This is a genomic window from Paenibacillus sp. Marseille-Q4541, from assembly GCF_018310695.1.
GTDB lineage: Bacteria > Bacillota > Bacilli > Paenibacillales > Paenibacillaceae > Paenibacillus.
In genome coordinates, this window is record NZ_JAGXCY010000020.1 from 67,977 (window position 1) to 90,787 (window position 22,811).

Annotated in this window: 22 protein-coding genes and 1 pseudogene; 5 read left to right on the forward strand and 18 right to left on the reverse strand. The window is 39.8% G+C overall.

Annotation, left to right across the window (positions count from 1 at the left end):
• Positions 1-214 precede the first annotated feature (214 nt).
• Entirely contained in the window at positions 215-2,713 is a 2,499-nt protein-coding gene (locus KFT32_RS18230; RefSeq protein ID WP_211748673.1) for a GH39 family glycosyl hydrolase, read from the reverse strand.
• A gap of 217 nt (positions 2,714-2,930) precedes the next feature.
• Here KFT32_RS18230 and KFT32_RS18235 point away from each other — a divergent pair, with 217 nt between their 5' ends.
• Complete coding sequence (locus KFT32_RS18235) at positions 2,931-4,265, forward strand: histidine phosphatase family protein (protein ID WP_211748674.1); 1,335 nt, start codon at positions 2,931-2,933, stop codon at positions 4,263-4,265.
• A 149-nt stretch (positions 4,266-4,414) separates the two neighbouring features.
• Here KFT32_RS18235 and KFT32_RS18240 read toward each other — a convergent pair whose 3' ends face one another.
• Positions 4,415-5,971: a HEAT repeat domain-containing protein gene (locus KFT32_RS18240; RefSeq protein ID WP_211748675.1), complete on the reverse strand. Its 1,557-nt coding sequence runs from the start codon at positions 5,969-5,971 to the stop codon at positions 4,415-4,417.
• Between the two features lie 141 nt (positions 5,972-6,112).
• Between KFT32_RS18240 and KFT32_RS18245 the strand changes: the two genes are divergently transcribed.
• Positions 6,113-6,991: a helix-turn-helix transcriptional regulator gene (locus KFT32_RS18245; protein ID WP_211748676.1), complete on the forward strand. Its 879-nt coding sequence runs from the start codon at positions 6,113-6,115 to the stop codon at positions 6,989-6,991.
• Positions 6,992-7,070: 79 nt separating this feature from the next.
• On the opposite strand, the gene KFT32_RS18250 is transcribed toward KFT32_RS18245, so the two are convergent.
• Positions 7,071-7,808, reverse strand: a complete 738-nt coding sequence (locus tag KFT32_RS18250; RefSeq protein WP_249435969.1) for a phytanoyl-CoA dioxygenase family protein — start codon at positions 7,806-7,808, stop codon at positions 7,071-7,073.
• Between the two features lie 149 nt (positions 7,809-7,957).
• On the opposite strand from KFT32_RS18250, the gene KFT32_RS18255 reads away from it, so the two are divergent.
• A complete protein-coding gene (locus tag KFT32_RS18255; RefSeq protein WP_211748678.1) occupies positions 7,958-8,785 on the forward strand; it encodes an AraC family transcriptional regulator in 828 nt (275 codons plus the stop codon).
• A 104-nt stretch (positions 8,786-8,889) separates the two neighbouring features.
• On the opposite strand, the gene KFT32_RS18260 is transcribed toward KFT32_RS18255, so the two are convergent.
• Entirely contained in the window at positions 8,890-9,672 is a 783-nt protein-coding gene (locus tag KFT32_RS18260) for a phytanoyl-CoA dioxygenase family protein (protein ID WP_211748679.1), read from the reverse strand.
• Between the two features lie 125 nt (positions 9,673-9,797).
• Between KFT32_RS18260 and KFT32_RS18265 the strand changes: the two genes are divergently transcribed.
• Positions 9,798-10,682, forward strand: coding sequence for a helix-turn-helix domain-containing protein (locus tag KFT32_RS18265; RefSeq protein WP_211748680.1), 885 nt, complete (start codon positions 9,798-9,800; stop codon positions 10,680-10,682).
• Positions 10,683-10,768: 86 nt separating this feature from the next.
• Here KFT32_RS18265 and KFT32_RS18270 read toward each other — a convergent pair whose 3' ends face one another.
• From KFT32_RS18270 to KFT32_RS18295, 6 genes are all read right to left on the reverse strand, one after another.
• A complete protein-coding gene (locus tag KFT32_RS18270) occupies positions 10,769-10,951 on the reverse strand; it encodes a hypothetical protein (RefSeq protein WP_211748681.1) in 183 nt (60 codons plus the stop codon).
• Positions 10,952-11,045: 94 nt separating this feature from the next.
• On the reverse strand, positions 11,046-11,588 hold the full coding sequence (locus tag KFT32_RS18275; protein WP_211748682.1) for a GNAT family N-acetyltransferase: 543 nt from the start codon (positions 11,586-11,588) through the stop codon (positions 11,046-11,048).
• 224 nt (positions 11,589-11,812) lie between these two features.
• Complete coding sequence (locus KFT32_RS18280; RefSeq protein ID WP_211748683.1) at positions 11,813-12,274, reverse strand: GNAT family N-acetyltransferase; 462 nt, start codon at positions 12,272-12,274, stop codon at positions 11,813-11,815.
• Between the two features lie 294 nt (positions 12,275-12,568).
• A complete protein-coding gene (locus tag KFT32_RS18285) occupies positions 12,569-12,931 on the reverse strand; it encodes a hypothetical protein (protein WP_211748684.1) in 363 nt (120 codons plus the stop codon).
• A 220-nt stretch (positions 12,932-13,151) separates the two neighbouring features.
• On the reverse strand, positions 13,152-13,931 hold the full coding sequence (locus KFT32_RS18290; protein ID WP_211748685.1) for a phosphotransferase family protein: 780 nt from the start codon (positions 13,929-13,931) through the stop codon (positions 13,152-13,154).
• Between the two features lie 201 nt (positions 13,932-14,132).
• Entirely contained in the window at positions 14,133-14,582 is a 450-nt protein-coding gene (locus tag KFT32_RS18295) for a DUF1569 domain-containing protein (protein ID WP_211748686.1), read from the reverse strand.
• Positions 14,583-14,986: 404 nt separating this feature from the next.
• On the opposite strand from KFT32_RS18295, the gene KFT32_RS18300 reads away from it, so the two are divergent.
• A complete protein-coding gene (locus KFT32_RS18300) occupies positions 14,987-15,718 on the forward strand; it encodes a hypothetical protein (RefSeq protein ID WP_211748687.1) in 732 nt (243 codons plus the stop codon).
• A gap of 153 nt (positions 15,719-15,871) precedes the next feature.
• Here the strand turns inward: KFT32_RS18300 and KFT32_RS18305 are convergent, their stop codons facing one another.
• The 8 genes and pseudogenes from KFT32_RS18305 to KFT32_RS18340 all read right to left on the reverse strand — a co-directional run.
• Entirely contained in the window at positions 15,872-16,600 is a 729-nt protein-coding gene (locus KFT32_RS18305) for a YwiC-like family protein (protein WP_211748688.1), read from the reverse strand.
• Positions 16,601-17,199: 599 nt separating this feature from the next.
• Positions 17,200-17,652 (reverse strand): VOC family protein, encoded by a 453-nt coding sequence (locus KFT32_RS18310; RefSeq protein WP_211748689.1) that lies wholly within the window; start codon positions 17,650-17,652, stop codon positions 17,200-17,202.
• Positions 17,653-17,912: 260 nt separating this feature from the next.
• A complete protein-coding gene (gene yqeK, locus KFT32_RS18315) occupies positions 17,913-18,536 on the reverse strand; it encodes a bis(5'-nucleosyl)-tetraphosphatase (symmetrical) YqeK (protein ID WP_211748700.1) in 624 nt (207 codons plus the stop codon).
• Between the two features lie 250 nt (positions 18,537-18,786).
• Positions 18,787-19,050: a hypothetical protein gene (locus KFT32_RS18320; protein WP_211748690.1), complete on the reverse strand. Its 264-nt coding sequence runs from the start codon at positions 19,048-19,050 to the stop codon at positions 18,787-18,789.
• 920 nt (positions 19,051-19,970) lie between these two features.
• Entirely contained in the window at positions 19,971-20,546 is a 576-nt protein-coding gene (locus KFT32_RS18325; protein ID WP_211748691.1) for a dihydrofolate reductase family protein, read from the reverse strand.
• A 93-nt stretch (positions 20,547-20,639) separates the two neighbouring features.
• Positions 20,640-21,023, reverse strand: a complete 384-nt coding sequence (locus KFT32_RS27280; RefSeq protein ID WP_249435970.1) for a VOC family protein — start codon at positions 21,021-21,023, stop codon at positions 20,640-20,642.
• A gap of 253 nt (positions 21,024-21,276) precedes the next feature.
• Positions 21,277-22,419: an SIR2 family protein gene (locus KFT32_RS18335; protein WP_211748692.1), complete on the reverse strand. Its 1,143-nt coding sequence runs from the start codon at positions 22,417-22,419 to the stop codon at positions 21,277-21,279.
• 169 nt (positions 22,420-22,588) lie between these two features.
• A pseudogene (locus tag KFT32_RS18340) lies at positions 22,589-22,811 on the reverse strand (SMI1/KNR4 family protein); the annotation flags it as partial.

The window sequence follows — 22,811 nt, forward strand, 5'->3', positions numbered from 1 at the left end:
TTACATTTTGATTATAAACCCATTTTTTTCTTTCAACTTTCCGTTTCTTATTCAAAAATAGACCAAATTTCATGATTTTTATCTTTATTAAATTGAGCGCTTTCAAAAAAATCATAAAAAACGCCTTTCTCTTATCAATGAAGAGAAAGGCGTTTTTGAGTGTCAATGACTAATAAAGTTGTTATTTAGACCTATTAAATTACATTTAAAAATACTACGCTTCATAGATAGGCCATAGTTCATATAATCGAACTTCATGAGGGTTTAATTCACATTTAAAATCGAACGAATTTTGGATATCAATCGTTTTCCGCACTTGATTTGGTACGGCCTTACGATTTAAATAGGTTACCTCATCTGCATTAAGTGAATTTGGAGCACCCATCTCAAGCCATGTATCATAGGCACTGCCGTGATCCCGATTTATCGTAGTTTGACGAAGCTTGTACATCCCACTTGGTATTCCTTGGATCGCAAAACTCATCACTAAATTATTCGTGTCTCTGAAGACATGATATCGATTCAAGGCGTCAATTCCTAGTGAATCATGCATACAATACAATCGATCAAAATGACAGTAATGGTAGACGATCACTTGATAACCTTGCGACGATTGTGTGAGACAATATCCATCGCCAAGCTCCAGCAGGCGATCACCGAGCTTGCCTAACAACTCATAAGCATAATAACCTGGCTTTTGGATTCCATTGCTCGTTATTAAACCCAATCCACCATGAAAGGGTTCCTCTACTGGCGGCAGCTCCTCCAGTAAGTCCGTCAAGGACCAGTATGCTAAGCTTTGCACCTCATCTAGGTTCTCTAGCACATTCTTCACAATATAAGCTGCTTTATAGCAGGTATCGTTCGTCAAATCGCGATGAAATGGTGTTGAATTCCATTCCGTTACATGAATATCTGGCAGTTTCGAGAGCTTAGCTTTCAGTTTATCTTTTAACAAATGAATCGTTTCATTCAAATAATTATCGTTACTTAAATGTACCCAAGTTATTGGTTTATCTACTAATGGCTGCTCAATAACTCGTACTGGATAACTGTGAAACGAGATAAAGTCGGGAATACAGTCATTTGTGATACAAAAATCTAAATATTGATCTAACCAAGGCTCTTGATATAGCGTTTCCGAGAATAGATCTGGCCCCCCCATGTGGAATTTAGGGCAGCTCGCTTTAACAGCCTGATACGTCTGCTTATAAATTTCGCCATAATCCTCGAACGTATCCGGCCAAAAAATTGGTATATCAGGTTCATTCCAGCAAGCAAAATACCAAAGCTTCATCTCTTCTTCGCCATATCGATTTTTGCAGAACAACAGCCATTGCTCGACGAGTATTCTCCACTTCCCTAGATCCTTCGGCTTGCTCAGATTACTCTTCTTATAGAAGAAAGAAATCTCACTACTCGCTAAATCTTTTGGCATAAACCCAAACTCAATATAAGGGCGAAGTCCAATGCTTCGTATGAAATCTATCAATTGTCCGACATAGAGAAAATTAAATATCGGATTGCCTTGAGCATCCTCACGATAGACCATCATCTCATCATCAAATATCCCATGAAACCGGATATGGCTAAACTGGGCCTTTTCCTGAATCAACTTTAAATGCGATTGCACTTCACTCTGTAGAATTTCCTTCGCCTTGCTTATCGTACATATTTTTCGCCAATAAGGCTTAATCGCCTTACTCTTACCGGAAAGCTGCACCCTAATTTCTTTTGTGACTACACCTTTATCAAGCGTCTTATCGGCTGTTTGATCATCAGGGGAAGGCAAATACTTGAACAAAGCTTCATACGCATTCTCACGATCAAAATCCAAGTAAGTAGCATAATCATTTGAAGGCAGGTTCTCATGCTCCTCATGCCTTTGCAAACCCTTACGGTATTGAATCGGTGTTATTAAATAAAATTCCTTAAATACCTTGTGAAATGACTTTAAACTCGGAAATCCATGGTCCATAGCAATCTGAGTAATGGAATGATCTGTGTAAGTAATATCTCTGACCGCATGCTTCAATCGAAGCTGATTGACATACTGACTAAAGGACTTCCCCATACTTTTTTGAAAAAAACTAGACAAATACGGCACCGATAAATGTTCCTTCTCCGCAATATCGATCAAGCTCAGTGACTTCATATAGTTATCTTGGATGTAATTCACAATACTTAGCAAACGCGCTGTGTACTTGGAACCTATTCGACTGCTCGTATCTTCGCGACTCTCTCTGAATTTCCAAAGCAGAACGTAAATAAGCTGGAATAGTAACGACTTTATTTTAAGCTCATAGCTGTAATTTTCTTTGTTATGTACCCACATCATTTCCGCTAGTAAAGAGCGAATTTCATTGAATTTCTCTTGTTCTTCCCGTCCATATAGAAAGGATTTGCATAGGAACCTAACTTGTTCAATATCTGCAAAGTGCATTTTAATGAATGAAATGGGAATCTGCAAGGCAAGCAACAAATTATTCTCTTGCGATTGTATGGAATGTATTTCATTGCTGTTGATAATCAAGACATCCTCTTCTTGTAGGGTACATTTTTTCTTTTCAATATAGACATCGACTTTCCCTTTGAGAACGAACAATAACTCAATGCTGTCATGCCAGTGATCCTCCACAAATTGCGCATTATGAAGAAATATATTAATTGGCAGATCACTGTTCATTTGAATGCTTTCATAAATGTAATCCAAAGCCGTTCGCCCCTTATCATTCGTTTCTTATACTCTGCAAATTTATTTTTATATAATAGCTTTTTTTAATTTGGATATATCAGTACATCTCACATTCAAACAAAACACAAGAAAATAAGCCTTAATTTTGCTTAATAAATGGATATTTTGAATATGAGCTTCTCGATATAATAATGTATGTTAACGCTTTCATATACTATAGTAAAGGGGATTGTATATGCGCAAGAGTATTTTTAAGTTATTTTCTGTCTTGATGGCTCTCTTCGTTCTAAGTTCATTTAGTGCAGGCAGTGTTGGTGCAAGTGCAGATAATACCGTTAAAAAGGAAGATCAAGGGATTACTTTCTATCTGGTACGACATGGAGAAACGATATTCAATGTACAAGAACGGATGCAAGGGTTCTCCGACTCTCCTCTAACGGAGAAAGGAATTGAAGTAGCCGAGAATCTAGGCAGAGGGCTCAAGGATATTCCATTCATGGCCGCTTACACGAGTACAAGCGAACGTGCTGTTGATACAGCAAACCTGATTTTGAAAGGTAGAAACATTCCGCTCTCCTATGATAAAGCCATTAAAGAGATTAATTTTGGAACCTATGAGGGCGAATTTACCAAAGATATTTTCAAGAAGCATCCTGATATATTAAGCAATCCTAATGTTTTCAAGCCTGTCGGTGGAGAGAGCACAGCAGAGGTTATTGACCGGATGAAAGATGCTTTAGCTCGTTACGCAGAAGAAAACAAAAACAAGGAAGGTAATGTCCTAGTCGTTTCCCATGGTGCTGCAATTCTCTATCTAGCACTCGCTCTTGATCCAAATAGCTTCGACATGAGCAAGGGTGGACTACCCAACTCCAGTGTTACGACGATTCAGTGGAAAGATGGCAAATTCAAGGTATTAAAAGTTGGCGATCAAAGCTATGCGCAAAAAGGGGAGAAGAAAGTCCGCTTATACCTTGTTCGTCATGGCGAGACCTTATTTAACACACAAAACCTTATGCAAGGCTGGTCTGATTCTCCACTTACTAAGGAAGGCATTGAAGTTGCCAAATACCTTGGTGCTGGCATGAAAGATATTCCTTTTGCGGCGGCATACAGCAGTACAAGCGAGCGATCTATGGATACAGCAGATTATATCCTTCAAGGCAGAAATATTCCTGTTCATTTGAATAAAGGTCTCAAGGAAATGAATTTTGGAACGTGGGAAGGCAAAAGTAATAAAATCGTAGAGAAGGAAGCACCTAACTTCTTTGATTTCAAAAACTTCAAGAGTCCTGTCGGTGGAGAGAACTATCATGAACTATACGATCGTACGAAGGCTGCGATTGATCAGATTATTAAAGAAAACGAAGAAAATGGCGGCAACGTCCTTGTTGTATCACATGGTATAACAATCATGAATTATATTTTGAAGTTGGACCCTACATTGGAATTAAAGCCATTACCTAACTCTAGTGTTACGATTGTGGAATGGAAAAACGGTAAATTTACCGTTGAAACAGTCGGTGACCAAAGCTACGCTGAGAAAGGCAAAGCACTCTTGCATGAGTAATGAAATTTAATAAAGGGGATGTCCCAAAAGCCATAAGAATGGCTAGGGCATCCCCTTCTGTATTTCTCGATGAATCTGCTTAGAAGTTGAAATTCGAAGACCAATGCGGAGCGCTAACACTTTTTCGAAATCGTTCCGTCCTCTAGTTTCTAAAAAGTACTCGCTTTGCTCGTATCTGGACACCATCTTGAGGTACGGTAATACCGGATTAAGACGTCCACCGCTTCATCTGTCCGCAGATGCGTCAGCGTTTCGAATGCATAGGCTCTTACATATCGATCCTTACTATGTAAGGCCGGTTCCAAGGTACGAATGATAGATTGAGCATCTCCATCCCTGCTCGTACGGAGCAGCGACAATGCGGCTGTATAACCGATTTTATTCAAGATATGGCCTTGATTGCTTATGTCATTTAATGCTTCAATATCGTATGCCTCGATACGAAGTGACTCTTCGAGCGCTTTGGACAACGCCGGACATACCTCTCCCCCAGCGTTCCCAATCATACCCATCGCTTCGATTGCATTACGGCGAACCCATGAACTCTCGTCCTTCAAGGATGCGATCAACGCTGGTATAGCCTCACTTGCCAGTGGTCCGATCATACCCAGCACGAATGCTGCCAGCGCTCTACGTTTCTCTTTCGGATGTTCCTTCAATAGCTTCACAAGCCCCGGGATCGCTTCAACGCCTGCACCCTGTAGACCGTATGAAGCTCTTACCGCCACCTGTGTTGTACCTTCAGTGATTTGATTAACTAATACATTAATCCCTGCAGGTCCCATATGCCCAAGTGCATAAGCTGCGTTTAACGCTACCATCTCCACATCATTCAGCAGGCCACCCAGCTCATTCACTAGAGCAGCTCCCGCTTCCCCTAACAGTCCTAGCTCATCGGCTGCTTTCGCCCGAACGGTATCCTCACTGGATTCTAGGTCTTGCGCCAATTGCACGAGCTCAGCCTCACTTGCAGAAGTGTGAGCTTTACTTGATGTACGCTCTCCCCGCAGCCAGTCCCAATTATCCTTCCATAAATTCAGATGCACACAAGGTGTTCCCTCCGGCACGATCATCTCTACTCTCTGATGATTCCAGGCCGGATATTCTGGGGCCCGCAGACGCACGAACTGGAATTTTAACATGTATCGATCTAGATTCGTTATGTTATATGAAGCTTTATGCCATAGATCGAAATGGATAAGTACCATCGTTCCCGCTTTACCGGTAGGGAGTAGCGTTTCACCTCGGTCACCAATAAATTTCTCGTAATATTGTGTACCCGGCATAACCGCTGTCGGGCCTAAATCCTCTGTAATGTCTTGTGTGTAATATAAAATCATAGCCCACCATGGCCGGTGGCTTCGCATCGAGGACCAGTAGCCGTCCTTATGCCATTCCCCACCGCCAGGCGATTGATTACCCGGTTGGTTGTAATGACAATGCCGATGCGGATGCATATAGTGATCCGGGCCAAGAATACTCGTTAGAGCCCCTTTTACGACCGGTGTTTCGAAGAATTTCTGAATTTCAGGTACCCGAGGCAAAATGTTATTCCCGGGATTTCCCTCCTCATGCAGCACATGATAGATCTTATCCATTACGCTCGTATGAAGCTCCTCCGGTAAGTCATTCTGAAGCACAACATAGCCCTTCGCTATAAAATCCATCATTTGTTCATCCGTCAACAAATAATTGCTATCGATCATTATCAATCACTCCTTTGCCTTCGTTTAAATACGGGTTTATTGTAACAATTATCGGAACATGATGTATTTACATAAACGTCCGTGTTTTGTACAATCGTCATGCAATATGACAAATATCACTAAAGGAAGTGGTATAGAACCATGGATTTTTCTTCTTTTCATCCCTATGTGAATTATGCTACCCGATATTCTTTTTCCAAAGGTCAAGCGAGTACGAATCGACATTGTTATTCCTCATCGCTCTATTTAATCTCAGAGGGTAAAGGTATACTTCGCACCCCTGGGCGCATCTATCATACGACTCCAGGTTCCCTTGTATATATTCCAGCAGGGCAGCCGCATGACTGGATTGCCGATAGTCAAGATCCAATGGTTCATATCTGCTGTTATTTTGACTGGGTTTATCGAGATCGCAGGGCCTATTTCAATGACCCATCTGTCATCTGTCACGACTTCGCCCAATTGATTCCGGGCCTGCTAGATGCGACGTTTCCTTATGCTATTCCCGAGCATATGAAGGTCGAAAAGCTGCATGTATGGATTGATTTCTTCGAAAAATTTTATACCGAGAACCATCTCGTGAATGAACGCACCTATATGCGTAACCTCAAACGCCAAAGTCACTTTTTCCAATTCATTGAATTCTTTCTTCCGTTCGTCTTGAAAGATGACCATGTGCTGGATCACCGAATCCGTAAGCTGTTAGAGCAGCTTGACCAGGATCTGATACATGGTAGATTGCAGCCACTTGAGGCTTATTACACCGAGCTGCGCATCAGTCGCGGTTATTTCTTCGAGCTGTTCAAGAAGGCAACCGGCTTACCGCCTACACAGTACATCAACCAATTCCGGATCAATCGAGCAAGAGATGATCTGCGCAATTCAGATATTAGTGTCACGGATATTGCAGAGAAGCATGGGTTCTCCTCCGTGCATTACTTTTCAAAACTATTCCGTCAATTAAATGGCAAATCACCGCGAGAGTTCCGGCATGCAGGGGAAGAGGAATCAGATCATTGATGTTTGTGTTATGCGCTTTTGATTTATAAATTCAAGTAGCGATTGATGAAAGCTTGCTTGACCTCAGGATCAGCAAGGTCTAATATAACAAATACTTCTGGCGAAGATCTTCCCTATGGAGCACATTCGAGTCTTCTCGGATATAGTGGCACACATAAGATCGGCGCCACCTTTTCTCGCTTCGGTTCTTGTTCGACGAATGAATCAATAGTTCACTGAAGAATAAAATATCCCCTTTTTCCATAATGACAGGAATCTGACTACTTATATCAATTCCTTCTGTTTCCTCGGTCCAATGTTCGTGTTCCTCCACGTTTTTCACGGCTCCGTGAGGCAAGAGACCTAGCTTATGCGTACCTGGTATCACCCACAGACAACCATTCTCTTCGTCAACGGATTCTTCCATTGCAGTCCAAGCTGCAATCATCGTCATCGGATCATTTTTAATATAATAATAATCTTGATGTGATGCTTGACCTGGTGAACCGGGTTCTTTATAGAAATACATGCTTTGAACGCAAACGGCCTCTCTTCCCATTAATTGTGCGAGCGCCCCTCTGACAAGCGAATGTTTCATGATTTGCCGGGAAAAGCTGTCGTGCTTGTGAGGATTAAACAGTCGCAGAGTGTACTTTTTCGATTCATCGCAAGCCGCCCAATCTGGCATTGGCTCTTGATTGCGGATATCAAAGATGTGTCTGTTAAAGGCATCTATGATATCGCTGCTCATCCCTTTCTTCCATAAGAAATAACCATTCTCCCTAAAAAAATGGATTTGCTCTTCATTCAGTGGGGCCGCCGGTGGAGTATATGTCATATTCATCATCATTTCTCCTTTATATCCATTTCTTTTGAGTCCCCACTAGAATACCTTGCTACCCAAAGTTGAACAATATCTGCAATTCACACGAATGTATCTAATATTGATATTCGCTATATATCCTGTAAAATAATGACTACTAGGAGGTGAATCCGATTTCCATACCATTGCTCTTCCCTTTTGAAGTGGTGAAATCCGCGTGGGCAGGATCTGTCGTATATCCTCCAGGCGGGCGCTTTGGTCCTCGCATCCAGCAGGATATTCAACTGGTGATGCTGTATACAGGAGAAATGAATGTAATGATAGACGATCGCGAGCTGCATGTGGAACCTGGCAACGTACTACTCTTAAAGCCCGGTCATGAAGAGACATTTGTATTCTCGAAAACAGAGGAAACATGGCATCGATGGATTGCAGTGCACGTACATCACCTTGATTCTGATCTACAAGAACGACTATATAAGCTTCCGGAGCTCCTTCCACTGACAGAGGACATCAATCGGTTGATCGATCTGATGCTGAATATTCAACGTGATGCCCTGCCTGTCGATCCCGTACTTCTCAGTCTTGGCATGACTGCCATTCATTTATATCCCACCCAAACACTAACGGCCAATCGACAACTGGAAAAACATCCGGCAGTATACTCAACGCTCTCCTGGATTCAAAAGCATTATTCAGAAGAAATATCCTTAACGAATTTATCTGTTCAGGCAGGCGTTTCTCCAGAACACTTAGTTCGATTATTCAAACAGTCCGAGGGGTATCCTCCGATTCACTACCTTTGGAATTACCGTGTCAATAAAGCGATAGAGCTGCTTACGAACACGGGTCTGACCATAACCGAAATCGCTCACAGCTGTGGGTTCAAAACATCACACCATCTTTCACGTCTCATTAAGCAATCAAGTGGGAGAACCGCAACTGATATTCGCCTCATGTCTTGGAGCGGACTTCGTAAAGACAAACAATAAAGAAGACTGCTTGAAATAGCAGTCTTCTTATCCTACAAAAGGAGCTTGGAATATTACACCTCAGATAATGATACAATTCAGATCAGCAACTTATCGACTTCCAGCTATTTTTCACTTATGATCTCATACTTCGGCTTTGCATTGTTGAAATCCGGATTTTCTCCGCTAATCATTAAGCCCATTCCCCAATCGAAATGAGTATCAACCGTAGGAATATCCGACGCGTCCCGGTATTGGAATAATACATTTCTACGTGTTCTCTCACTTCGGTTCACGTCCGAACCGTGAATGGTCAAGTAATTGAAGAACAATACATCTCCCGCTTTGGCCGGGCATGGAGTCCCCGATGATATCGGATACTCCTTATGATTGAGATAATGTACGCCTACATGAGGCAAAACACCCTGTTGATGTGAGCCAGGAATGACGCATAAGCAACCGTTGTCCATGTCGGCATCATCAAGATGGATACTCGCGGCAAGCATGGTATGATCGCGATGTGGAAAATACGGATAATCCTGATGCATAGGGAACGCTGCACCGTTTGTTGGCGGCTTCACCAGCATTTTGGAATGATGCAGCTGAACGTTAGGTCCAATGATTCCATTCAATACCGCTGTCATTTGAGGATGTATAGCGGCACGCATGAAAGCGGAATCATGATAATGCACATCATGGAATCCTTTAAGCACCAACTTCTTGAGCTCTTGCGGGTCCAAAAAATCGCCTTGCCATGCATGATTCTGATCGGCTTTAGCTCGCGCCGCTCTTTGGATAATCTTATCAACGGCTTCCCGCATCTCTTCTACTTCCTTTTGATTAAAGACCCCTTGGACCAATATATAACCGTTTTCTTTGTAAAATTGCACATCTTGTTCGGATAACATTAATCATGCACCCTCTCGATAATAAGATGAAATTCTAGTTTAATTATAGATAGGCCAGAAGGGATCGTATTTGCACAGGTAAGACAACTATTTGCAAAATTATGCCAAAGGAGATACATATCCATATGTACCAATGGAGCAAAAGCGAGAGCCGTCTTAATCGATATGTGGGACTTCTGGAAGGTCAAAGTCTTTCTTTTCTTATCCATTATTGGGGTGTCGTCCAGCATTTGGCATCCAATTCCATGCATAAACATTCTTTTTTTGAGGTTTGTTATGTGAATGGTGGAACAGGCGTGTATACGGAAGGAGACATAGAGTATCCCTTATATAAGGGCGTTACCATCTGTACGCGACCCAACTTGTTTCATCAGATCAAAGACGTAGACCAATTAGACCTGTTGTTCGTAGCTTTCGAAACGCTGGAGCAGCCGTCTGGAGCAGAAGCGGCCGAGAACTATACTTCGGCACTCAACCGAGGTGCTGTATGGATTGAGCATTCCAGCGAATCGCCTTCCATTCTATTATGGAAATCGTTGCTGCTGCGCTCACAACCAAATACGTCGCTGCCCGTATCTCTTCTGCCCAAGCTTGCCCATGCGCTCCTCGAGTCCTTCTCATTTCTATTAGGATCAATAAACAACTTAGAAAGTACACCAATCTTCTCAAACTCGGCACAGCTTGTAAGGCGGGCAAAACTCTACATTAGAGATAACCTGAGTGGGCATTTATCATTACCCGAGGTTGCGAATTTTCTGAATGTATCGGAACGGCAATTGTCCCGGCTATTTGCAAGCAGCATTCATGAATCATTTTCTTCCTTAGTCCGTACCGAACGTATCCGGGCCGCAGAACTGCTTCTCAAGCAAACAAACGATCCCATTAAACTGATTGCAGAACGAACCGGGTTCTCATCCGTCCATTATTTAACTCGTGTGTTTACTCAGGCGAAAGGCGTTCCGCCGGCTGCTTTTCGGGCTACATTGACAAGCGCACAGAATGAGGACTAACTCTCACGAAGAGCACATAAAAATTCAAAAAAGCTGCCGAAATTATATCGACAGCTTTTTGTCCTACGATCTATATAAAACGACCTTTATTCTTGAATCCCAATTGTTGGTGGCAGTTCTGTTGAACATTCTAGAAGACGACGCGCAGGGGTATCAAAATTACTAACATAATCTTCTTTCCAATCTTCTATATGTATTGCACGTAGTCTTACTTTATCATCCTGCCAAAAGTAGTCACTATAATCTATTTTCAAAAAATCATCACCCATCAATTTTCCCTCCTTGATTTTTGCATTGATTCCGAAAATCCTCTCGGTGACCGAGGAGCGTTAGCGACGATACAGACGGAACTTTGAAATACTCTCATTCTTTCTCTGTATTATCAAATCGATAAATAAGTTTATACCCGTCAAAAGTATCTCCATGCATCTCAATATATTTCTCTTTACTATAATTTGAAATGGTCTTCCTCCAAAATTTTTGCCCTACTATATTGGTTTCAGCAGGGTTCGTAAACACCTCCCACTTCCCTTTGTATTGTTCCAACACTTTAACAGCCGCTTTCTCAGCTACTCCCTGGCCTCTATAGGGCCGAAGTAAAAAGAAATCATGAACAAAATAATCAATCCCCGCTGAACAATGAGGCGGTGTAGCAATTAGAATAAACCCCGCTGGTTTATCTTCTACTAGAATTAAATAGGGATACAAACAATCCGGCTTTTCCCACCAAATATTCTGAACTTCATATTGGTCATTCAAAGTTTTATACTCTTCACTATCTTCATAGATTCCATGGCTATTCGGATAGCTAACATAATGCTCTGACAAATCGTACAAATACAACGGGTATAAGTTTTTAATTATATATGCATCGTTTTTATTGGTTAACAGCACTTTAATCGTCATAAGTAGTACTCCTTTGCTATTATTCTTCGTTCTGTCGTATAAAGTTTATGTATTCACGAACCCTCAGTGGTTTAAGGCGCATAAGCGCCGTAAACCGTTCTGCATTCCTGACATCCGAACGGAATCCTCTCGATGACCGAGGAGCATTAGTGACGATGCAGAAATGTAATGTTAGCTGATGTCAACGACCTCTTAGAATAACCATGTACAAGTTTTTTTGTGGCTTATTTTAACTTTAATTTATAAATAATCTCTCCATCTTGGTTTTCTTTATCTTGATTGACAAATCCTAATTTCTCATAAAGCTTTCTAGCATGATCATTACGTTTTTCGATTGTTAGAGAGATTTCTTCGCATTGCCTGTGCATTTCCTGAATAAATTCTAATATTCTTTGAAGAGATTGTGCTCCTAACCCAATCCCTTGATATTCCTTGTCTATTTGAAAACCACCAATCCAGAAATTATTCGTACTATTAGGTGTATAGGAAAGATAGAAAAATCCGAATGTTTTATCTTCCTTACTCAAAATGTATGGATCAAAAGCCTCGTCCCACGGTTTTATATAAGCCCATGCTAAAGATTCAATAATAGAGGGTACAAACTTCTCTTGTGATTTAGGTAAGGATATCGAGAGAGCTTCTTCCCAATTATTTTTATTAACTGGTTCTATGCGGATTAGATTCATTTTTTACATTCCTTTCGATTTCCTATCACTATTTCGTTGGTTTCAGATAACGTTTGGTTATTCCCGAACGAGAGCCTAAAGTGAGTAACACGATCGTGCCGACAGACTTAGGCTCGCAGGTGTTGATCAGCTGCTTCCGCTTCCTAGCTTCTTATCTATTGGGAATCTCAGGGCCGTACGGCCAAGCAACGTGAATACTGTGTTATCCGATGCCTTCGACTTAGTTGGTCTACTCCAAACTTTAGCTAAAGACTTAGCATAAGTGCCCCTACAGAGTTAACATTCGACTTGGTATTATTTTTGCAGTGTAGTAAGTAAATGATTTAGTTCATTTAAGTTATCTGTTTCATAGATTTCTTTTTCTGTATCGAAAACAATGTACTTCGGTAAATTTTTGATTTCATACATCTTCATTTCCGCATCACTTGGTGTATTGGTTTGATAATACCCAGCTATAATTTTTATGTTCTGATCAATCACTTGTTGAAATTCAAGGTTTTGTTTATCTGTGGTTCCTAATGCTGTAATGTAATATTTCCCCTCCACATCGGAGTACATAGTCGATGGTGTAGATGAAGGTACCGTTTCTTTTTTTAAGGTATCGCATCCTGAAAGCAGCATTATTCCTATAATACAGATTAATTGGATTATCTTCATATAACCCCTCCTTTACTTCAGGATAAACATTCATCATGTTTACCTTTATTCTTATTCTTATATAGCTCGGAGGTTTCGTGTAATGTTCTTGTGTTCACGAACCCGGGAGGCTTAACTAAGCAACGCGGACGGGTCGCCAGACTTAGGCTCGAAGTTGGTTAATTGTAAAGGCCCGCAGCGAGAACATGTTGTTATCAGATGATCACTCTTCCAATCGATACTAAAAGAAGTTATATACTCCGTCTTCGAAGTACTTATATTCTTCATCCGTTATTCTTAACTTTCCATATGCATTTAAAAATATTTCTTTATCTCTTTCATTATCGAAAGCATTATGTTTCGGTCTAATTGCTAAGGCTACATCATATCTTGGATCCCCGTATGCAGCTCCTGACCAATCAATAACTCCAACTATATTGCATTCATGAACTAATACATTATCTATTGTAAAATCGCCATGAATCAAAGTGTTATCTATTGGTTTGGGTCTTACTTCTTTCAACCGTTTAAGTAGTTCTTCTGATCCGTCTACAGCAAAGTGAGTTAGATTATATTCTGCTTTCATAAGCATTGTATCTAACCAAGGATTATCATTCTTCAATAATTCAATAGGGCAAGAACATTCATGTATTTTTTTTAAACAAAGTCCAAAGTTAAGAATCGCTTTTTCTTTATCTTTGAGATCAGGCTCTTTCGATAGAAATTCTCTCAAACTTATTCCCTCAATATAATCCATTAAAAGCCATCTTGATTTATTTTGGGCATGATAGGAATAGGCTCTCGGAACTGGTAGTCCCGTATGGTAAAGATATTGAAGTACCTTGTATTCTTCTGATAACCAATGATTGTAGAGATCGTTTTCTGTCTTCTTGATTATGTACTTTTTATCGTGCGTATCCAAAATAGCCACGATAGAAGTATGACCTTGCCTGGGAAGAGTAATTTTCTGGACTTTTCCTATTTGTTCTATTATCTCAATTGGGAGGTCCTGAATATTCATGGTTTCATCCTTTCTTGCACTTCGTGCCCTTTCAGATAGGGGTCGATGTGTCCGGCTGAAGTAGCTTCCCTGCCAGAAACACTTCCCCGAATGATCATCCCCAGCTTCTGCCGGACCGAGGGCCGAATGGACCGATGCGTGAATATATTGTTATAGGATGTCATCGCCTTCTTTAAAAACCTGCAACTTCATTATTATTAGCTAAACGTCAAACTGTTTTAAATGATGGTCCAGGTGCTTGTAAATGCATTTCCCCCACTCTTCAGAAGTGAGTTTACCGAAAAAAGGATGTGGGTGTTTTGTGCATTTTTCAGGACCATTACTTTGAAACATTATTATTTTTTGTTTCAGTATTTCTTTTTCTATTTCAAATTCTCTTTTATCTACAATTATTAATGTTGGAATCGTGGACATATTCTTAGGAAGTGGCTTATCGTTATAAACTATCGGTTTCACAAACTTTCCTATTAATATCCCTATCCAACTTCTTGCGGAAGTGGAGTTTCCCATTGCTATATCCTGAAAAGATGAGCAATGAGCTAGCATTTGTGCAACATCCATTTTACCCCATCGCGGTTGTGAATTTGGGCGTAATTGATCGATACGATCTAAAATTTCATTTGTATTTAATTGATTAAAAATATTTTTCATTGGAACAACGCCTCCGTTATATAAAATCAATTATGAATTTATTAGTTTTGATTTCTTGCGCTGATTTCCTATAACGTCTTATCCACGAACTTCACAAAAACCACATCATAAGATATAACTAAGAAGTTCGTGAATACTTATTAATATGTATAGTCTCCCACTCAAAACCTTTCATATCCAATCAATTGCATCTATCTTCTTACACCCTACACATAACTGGTTATTTATCCCTATCATACTATAATCTTATATACTTAGATCATGATATTTAAATGTCATTTTTATGTGCTACTTCTCTTCCTATATCCTATCCTCTTTTGTAAAACACTAGTGAAACTACCTTCCCGTTCCCTACGTACTCAATCAGAGAAATGACCCGCTTCGCGAAAGGAGCTCCCCTAAGCATGATTAAAAAATGGATCGGCTCAAAACCGTTCAAACTCTCCACTATTTTGACCATAGCTGTCTTAGTGGTCATCAGTGTTCTGTTGATCTCCTTTGCGAGTTCGTACTTCTCTCAATCTGTTTTCTATGTAAACGGTGAAAAGTACACGAAAGCGAACGAACAATCCAACCTTATTACTTATCAATCAATAAACGGACCTCCGATAGAGGTACTCCCTAAAGATGATACACCCGTTGTACGCATTAATGATGAAGACTATGCAATTTCCAGATCGGAAGATATAAATGGACCCATATTCCATGTGAGTTATCCAAATGGGAAGAAGTACAAAGTGATAAACCAATCCGGTACCATGTTCAGTTACGATGAGAACGGTGAGATGGTATCTTTCATATCCATTTATGCCTATGATGGCAATGGTACAAGACTCATGAACAATGCTGAGGAAAAAGAAGAGGAATTGTACTACCCTGGTTCATTAGTTGAAGCAGCTTACCCGGAATACCACGAGAAACAAGGAACCCCTCTTATATACTGGACGGCTGTATTTCTACTGGTGTTAGGTTGGTGCCAATTTCGGTACGAGAAATTCCAGAACTTCTTGTTTTTTATTCATCCTCGCTATTCATGGCAAGATGATGAACCTAATGACTTTCATTATTTCTTGTGCAAGTGTTGTGGAATATTACTCATGGTATCGGCCCTTCCGGTATTTCTTAAATCATTGTAAACTCTTCGCCCATCTCATAAAAAACCTGTTATTATTTTTCTTTCTCAAACTATTTCAAGCTAAAACACGAAGAAACCCTAATCCTTTCGAAAAGGTCAGGGTTTCTCTATATTCTGAGCGACATTTACGGCTCATTTTATCTTCTGATTTCTTTTAATAGACGAGCCAAGAAATAATGATAAATTGCACTGCCCCGATAATCTCCATAATGCCTACCTTCATCGGACGCATCGTTGTTCCAGAGAATAGGAACGTGCGAATCAGCGGGAATACATAAGGCAAGATCATCCACGGTTGCCCTAATAGAATAGGTACAATAAGAATAAGGATGTGATAGATCTGACTCGCTTTTTTCCAAGCAGGGTTGTTCTTCTCACGAAATACCGTCTTAACAAAGAATGCTGTTCCCATGAAATAGATCAGATTATAGAGAACAATCATCAGCATTTCGAGATTCCATCCTCCGTCACCATACAAATAGGATGCAGCCCCGCCTAGTGAAAAAATAAGAATGGCACAAAAATCATTGAATATAGCCCTTTCGGATTTACGTTTTACATGCCATATGTTCAGGCTCAATAATATGATGAGCGGAATCCCAAAATAGAACAATTGCGGTTGGACGATAAGCGGATATACGATTGCGGCCAAACCAATCAGCCCGTAAATAACTGAGAATTTCAATAGATGATTGCGTTGCTTTTTTCTTTTTAGTGCTTGTAATAATGGATATGATGCCAGATATAAAAATAACCATGCTATAAATAACAGAATGTGGCTCCAGCGTGGTGATCCCGCCAGCACTCCAAATAAGTAAGGTACACTGACCATAGCCCATCCCCCATGTTCATGAGGAAGCACGATTTTCTTCTTGTTGCTCATTACTTAAAAATCCTCCACTTCAGACCAGTAACTAATAGATTGGATAAACAACTGACTCCATTTTTCGATGAGCCATTGATAACCCTTCTCAATTAATTATATCATCCGACATCAAGCAGGTCGTACATAGAATTGTGAACAATATTTTAATTTCACTCCTGGGTCCAACGGACTTAGCCAGTGCAGGGTTGTATGCCTGATTTTACTTCTCAGACTATCTTCGGGCAAATTTCATAATAATGATACAAGTAGTATGTCATGTTATGTTCCTTTAGGTTTATATTATTTTTCCGGAGATTTCTTCTAACGTTTCTGTATTCATGACGTCTCAGCAACTTAAGGCAGCGAAGCTACCAGGTGCGCAACAGCGTACTTCATCGATAGGATGTGTCCAGCTGATTCGGCTTCCCTACTACTGAAGATTCTTCTCCGAATTTACTTCTAACTTCTCCCGGACAGAGGACCGAACAGCCCGAAGCGTGAATATCTTGTTATATGACGCACCCGACTTCTTCGAGTTACTTTCAATCTGCTTTTGTTTCAATTTCCACTCTATTAATGTGTATTTTCGGTAAAGGATTTTATAAACCGTTACATACTTATTTGTTACCGAGTTGTTCCGCCAAACCGATTAGAAGTCCTTCGATTCCACGAATGTAGCAGAGCCGATACGAGTCCTCGTACTGAACCACTTCGCCAACGAGCTGAGCACCATACTTAGTTAGTCTGGATACCATTTCATCAATGTCTTGAACTGTAAACATGACTCGTAGATAACCGAGGGAGTTTACAGGAGCAGTCCGGTGATCTGATATAGTAGGTGGGTTGAGAAATCTCGAAAGTTCAAGTCGGCTGTGGCCATCTGGGGTAACCATCACAGCAATCTCTACGCACTGAGAACCTAGTCCGGTTACGCGACCAGCCCATTCACCTTCGACAGTGGCTCGCCCTTCAAGGTTCAATCCAATCTCCTCGAAGAAAGAGATTGCGTCATCAAGGGATTCTACAACGATGCCGACATTGTCCATTCTTAGTAATTTGTTTTTTGTCATAGTATTATCTCCTCGTGTACAAATTTACTACCTGATTATCTTCAATATTATTAAAATCAAGAAAATTGGTTTTCGGGTATGTCTTATAACATTGGAACCTGAGAGGCTTAAGGGAGCGATAGTGACTGGGTCCGACAGACCTAGCCTCGTAGGGTTGTGAGCTGAATCCACTACTCTGGCTACCTCTTCTTGCGAATCAAGGGCCATAGAAGGCAGCGTATATACGTAGTTAGCAGAAGTTGATACCTTCTTCGAGTTAACTACACTAAACGCACTTTATCTTTCAACTCTTCATATGCATCTCTTAACCACGGATGAATTACCTTCAAGGTTTCTTTCCGTTCCCATAAATAATTGATATAAGCAAATGCACCATGTGTTAATGATTTCTCTAGATTTCTATTAAGTTCATTTATATAGGGCGGGACCCCACTTTGATCCCATGATATCTTATCAGCTACAAACAACACCTGATCAAGTAACGTTGAACTTGATCTTAAAGTAGTGTGACAGCCAACAGCATCTAATACGTCTTGATCATGAATATTAAAAATATCTTGTGCCATTACCTTCGATATCTTCTGATGAATAATCATTGGGAATCTCTCTTCTTCAGGAAAAACCTCAATCTGTAATTGTCTTGCAACCTCTATTCTTCCGTTATTTGGAAATACTGCGCTGATATCATGTAGCCAACCTGCGGTTTCTGCCGCTGCCTGATTAGCATTAAACAACATAGCAATTCTTCTTGACTCAGTTCCAACTTCTATACAATGCTTTGCTGTTTTAGGACATTGATTCAATGTTAAGAACAATTGAATATCTTTCTTTAACTCACCCGTAAAACTAACATGTTGTGTTAAAGGCTTAAAAATCGAATGCATCATTGGATCCCCCCTATAGAAAAATGTTGCATTAATTTCTGCTAACGTTCTTGTATCTAGAACCAGAGAACCTTAATCCCCAACGGGGCGGCCGCGACGCGGTTAGGTTCGCAGGGTTGTCGCCTGAGTTCGCTCCATTATCGAAATGCCTCTCGGCGACCAAGGGACAGCTTGCTGGCCCGCCGCGTGAATGCAATGTTATATGATGCTGGTGACCTCTTGAAATACCTTCAAAATTTTTATTTTTAGTTTATTTTATAGGTGAGTTTTCTTGAGTCCATTCAGTTGGTCCTTCAGAATTAGGAATGAACTTCCTCCAGTATTGTCCAGTTTGTTTATCAAATATTATTACATTATTATCATTAGCCCTTACAAATTCATATCTATCTTTAGGTTCATTTCCCTTTTCATTTGTTATTGTTTCTTTGCCTTGAAAAGATCCTTGAATGAACCCTAAAAGTAAAAATCCAATGATTATTGAAATCCCTAAAATGAGACTAGACTTAATATTCATAGTTTCCTCCGATCTTGAACTTAATTTACATTTCACCAGTTTCATATAACGTTTGGCATTTCTGACGTTCAAGCAGCTTAAGGACCCTAGGTCCGGGTCGTCAGACTTAGCTGGTTGAATGTATCGCCTGAATATTCTCCCTGAAAATCCTTCTTGGTGATCAAGGGCGAATGTCCGCAGTAGGAATGCTGTGTTATCGGATGTCGGCGGTCCCAGTGAATATGCTACATTAATGATTGGAAAAATCTATTATTCACATCTTTTTTGTTAACTTCTGCCCATTCATTTAATTTCTCTAATCCTTTTATTTCCTGGCTCTTATCAAAATAAAAACACAAATCCAAAGGAACCAGTCGCTTACCCTGAACTTTAAATCCAATCCTCTTGTAACTCATATAAATACATTCAATTCGAGATGATTCATACTTCTTACCGTTTGAGGATATTACAAAATCTGTCCCCAAAGTTATGCTTAGTTTCGTGAAAAACATCCGTTTAATTATCGCAATTATATAAACTAAGACAAAGACCATTAAAAACGATTTAAAATACTTTAATAGATTATCTTGGTTAATAGAAAGACTAGTTACAGAGATCCTTCAAGTAAAATCATAGCAAATATATTAAGTTTTGCTCTTGGATAAACGGTTCTAAATGTATATTTCATTCTTTTATTCCTTTCTCTCCGATTTCCGATAACGTTCCGTGTTCACGACGCGACCCAGCCTTAGATATCTCCTATCTTAGGCTGGGTCGTGTGTTGTCTGAGCTTCTTCCTTGATTATGCATCTGACAACCGAGGGGCGATAACCCCGATGCGTGACACATAGTTATAGGATGTCAGCGTCTTCTTTGAAATATCTTCATCAGTTTTCTTGAACTACATTACCCGTTAGCGTAATCTACTTTAGGTGACAAGGTCATCTTATCGTCTGGTAAACGAGACCTATGGCTCCAGAATCAAAGGTCTTGTTTTCGATAAGTTTAAGATTGATCTTCTCCTTGAGACCTTGGAATAACGACAACCCGCTGCCGATCAGAACGGGAGAAACCGTGATTTTATACTCATCTATTAAATCAAGCTGCATAAGATAGTGTGCGAACCTAGGACTGCCGAGGATGACCATATCCTTGCCTGGCTGCTGTTTGAGGTTCTTGATCTCTGCCTCGACATCTTCTTTCACCAGTCTGGAATTGTTCCATTCGACTTTCTTCAGCGTCGTGGAAAAAATAATTTTGGCTGTCTTTTCGATCCACTCGGCATGATTCCGTTCATGCTGCGAAGCTGATGGGTTCGAAGGCACAGATGGCCAGTAACTGTGCATCATCTGATAAGTCCCACGTCCCCAAATGACAGTGTCGGCAGTACTCAAAATTTCTTTCGCGTGTTTCTCCAAATCAGCATCGTAGGAAACCCAGCCAATGTCCATTTCACCGTTCGGCCCTTCTACAAAACCGTCAAGCGATGCGTGCAGAAATAGAACGAGTTTTTTCATTTTCAGTTCTCCTTTGTTCATGAGGGATATCTACATTATACATTAACTACCTTTTAGCATAATTCAACTTGGGTTGTTTCTTATGAATTGATACTACTTACACATACATGCCATAATAATATTCCCATCTGGATCACTAAAACAAAAATCAGCTAAGTCAGGGAATTCTTCAATTTCTGTCGTAATTTTAGCTTTTAACTCTTCTTTCACAAATCGGTATGCTTCATGAATATCGTTAGTATTCATATTAAACATGGGGTGATTAGATGGTTGGAATTCGTAAACCTCATCCCAACAATGGTTATCTAAAGTCAATCCTGGAAGTGAATCACCCATATTAAATGTGTACACAGGTCCTGAATGATTTTCAGTATGTACTTTTTGGTTTAGTAGTTTACTATACCATTTGATCGATCTTTCAAGATCAGTGACATGAACAAAGATAGTCCCAAACTTGTTTTGAATTGGATTTATCATATTTCTTCCTCCATTCGAATTCATATTTTTGATTTTACAGGTTTTGCGCCGATTTCTTATAACGTTCCTGTATCCACGACGTCCCACCGACTTAAGCGACCAACGGGAGCGGCCGCGATGCGGTTAGTCGGTGCGGATGTGTCCGCCTGATTCTGCTTCCCTGCCAATCTCCTTCGGGCGGACCGAGGGCCGTCAGGGCCGATGCGTGGATATGATGTTAGACGATGTTAGTGTCTTCTTTGATTTACTTACTTCATTCATTTCTTAATAGTTGCTCAATATCTTTAGATTCAGTTCCTTCAATATCATGAATATTATTAACACCACCAAATTCAAAACAATAGTCCGGAATTGGAGGTCTCTTTCGTATTTGTGTTCTTACAAATTTCTTGAATTCTTCTTGTGCAGAAGGCTCTTGCTTATAATCAACTATTAGTAATCCTTTAGTATAATCTTTCACACTACTCATCCACCGCTTTATTAAATCATTGATATGATCGTCTCTGAAACTATACCCCACTATAAATAATTTGCTGGCCTGACCAAAATCACAGATATCTTTTAAGGCTCGATAATAATACTCAAAAGGGTGTTGGACAATCTTATTGGATTTACCACCACCTGTAATAATAGCTGGCAACAAGGGTAAATTCTCAGCATAAATCTTCTGGTAAATCTCCTCATATCCAATATCCTGACTCTTTAGTTTAATAACTCGATTTCTGATAAAATCATAAAATAATGACAAGGATCCATGCAGATGATGAAGTTCTATCTTTCTTTGAGTTTCTGTATAGAATTCTTCACTGCGTCTAGGGTTAAAATCAAACTTAGGTATATCCGTATCTTTTAATATGTGAGAAGGAAAACAGAAGTCTGTAAAGTGAAGAGTCCCTAGCTTCTCTAATAGTATAGTTTCTACTAATAGGTCATAATTAAGAGTAAAAACAAAACCTTTTTCGCTCTCATTTAGTGTTTCAATGAAAAATCTTGAGAAATCTGATAGCTTCCTCTCAATTGCTTCAAGACGTACATTTCCATGAATAATTCGTAATACTCTAACAATATATTTTCTGTAAATCTTGTCGATAATCTCAATATGCCTCGAAAGTTCTGGATTTGGAAGTTCATAATTTTTTAACATAGTCTGACCAACAGGTGAATCTATAAATGTTGAATACTTTTTAAGACTTTCAAATGCAGACTCCAAAGCAGTAAAATTTGCTTCAAAATCATCAAAAGACAATCCATCTCCTCCATGGCAAAGCTGTGTTAAAAATCTCTTCTCTTCGTATTCCAAATCCTCAATAAATTTAGTAGTTATATTACGTAATGCGAAATCAGGCGATAGAGCAATGGATAATCCATTGCCGAAAAGAAATAATGGTTTATTCAATATTTTCAATCCTTTCTGCACTTTACACTAATTTCGTCTAACGTTCAGGTTATTCACGAACTTGCGCAGCAAGTTGTCAGACAGCGATCACATCCTGAATTTCCTCTGCTGACCAAGGCGTAGCCGATGCGTGAATATGGTGTTATCAGAAGTTGTCAACTTCTATGAATTACCTAGCTATTTCTCTATCTTTATAATATTTCTCTGCTGGTATTGACCAATTCCAAAATAATGAGCCTTGACTCATAATGAATCTATCTAACCATAATTCAAAATTCATATTTAATTTTCTTGCTTCATAAAATTGATCGATATGTCCTTTTACTAGAATATAATTTAGGTCTCCATCATTATATGAACTTAAATCAATAACAATATTATCTGTATAGAAA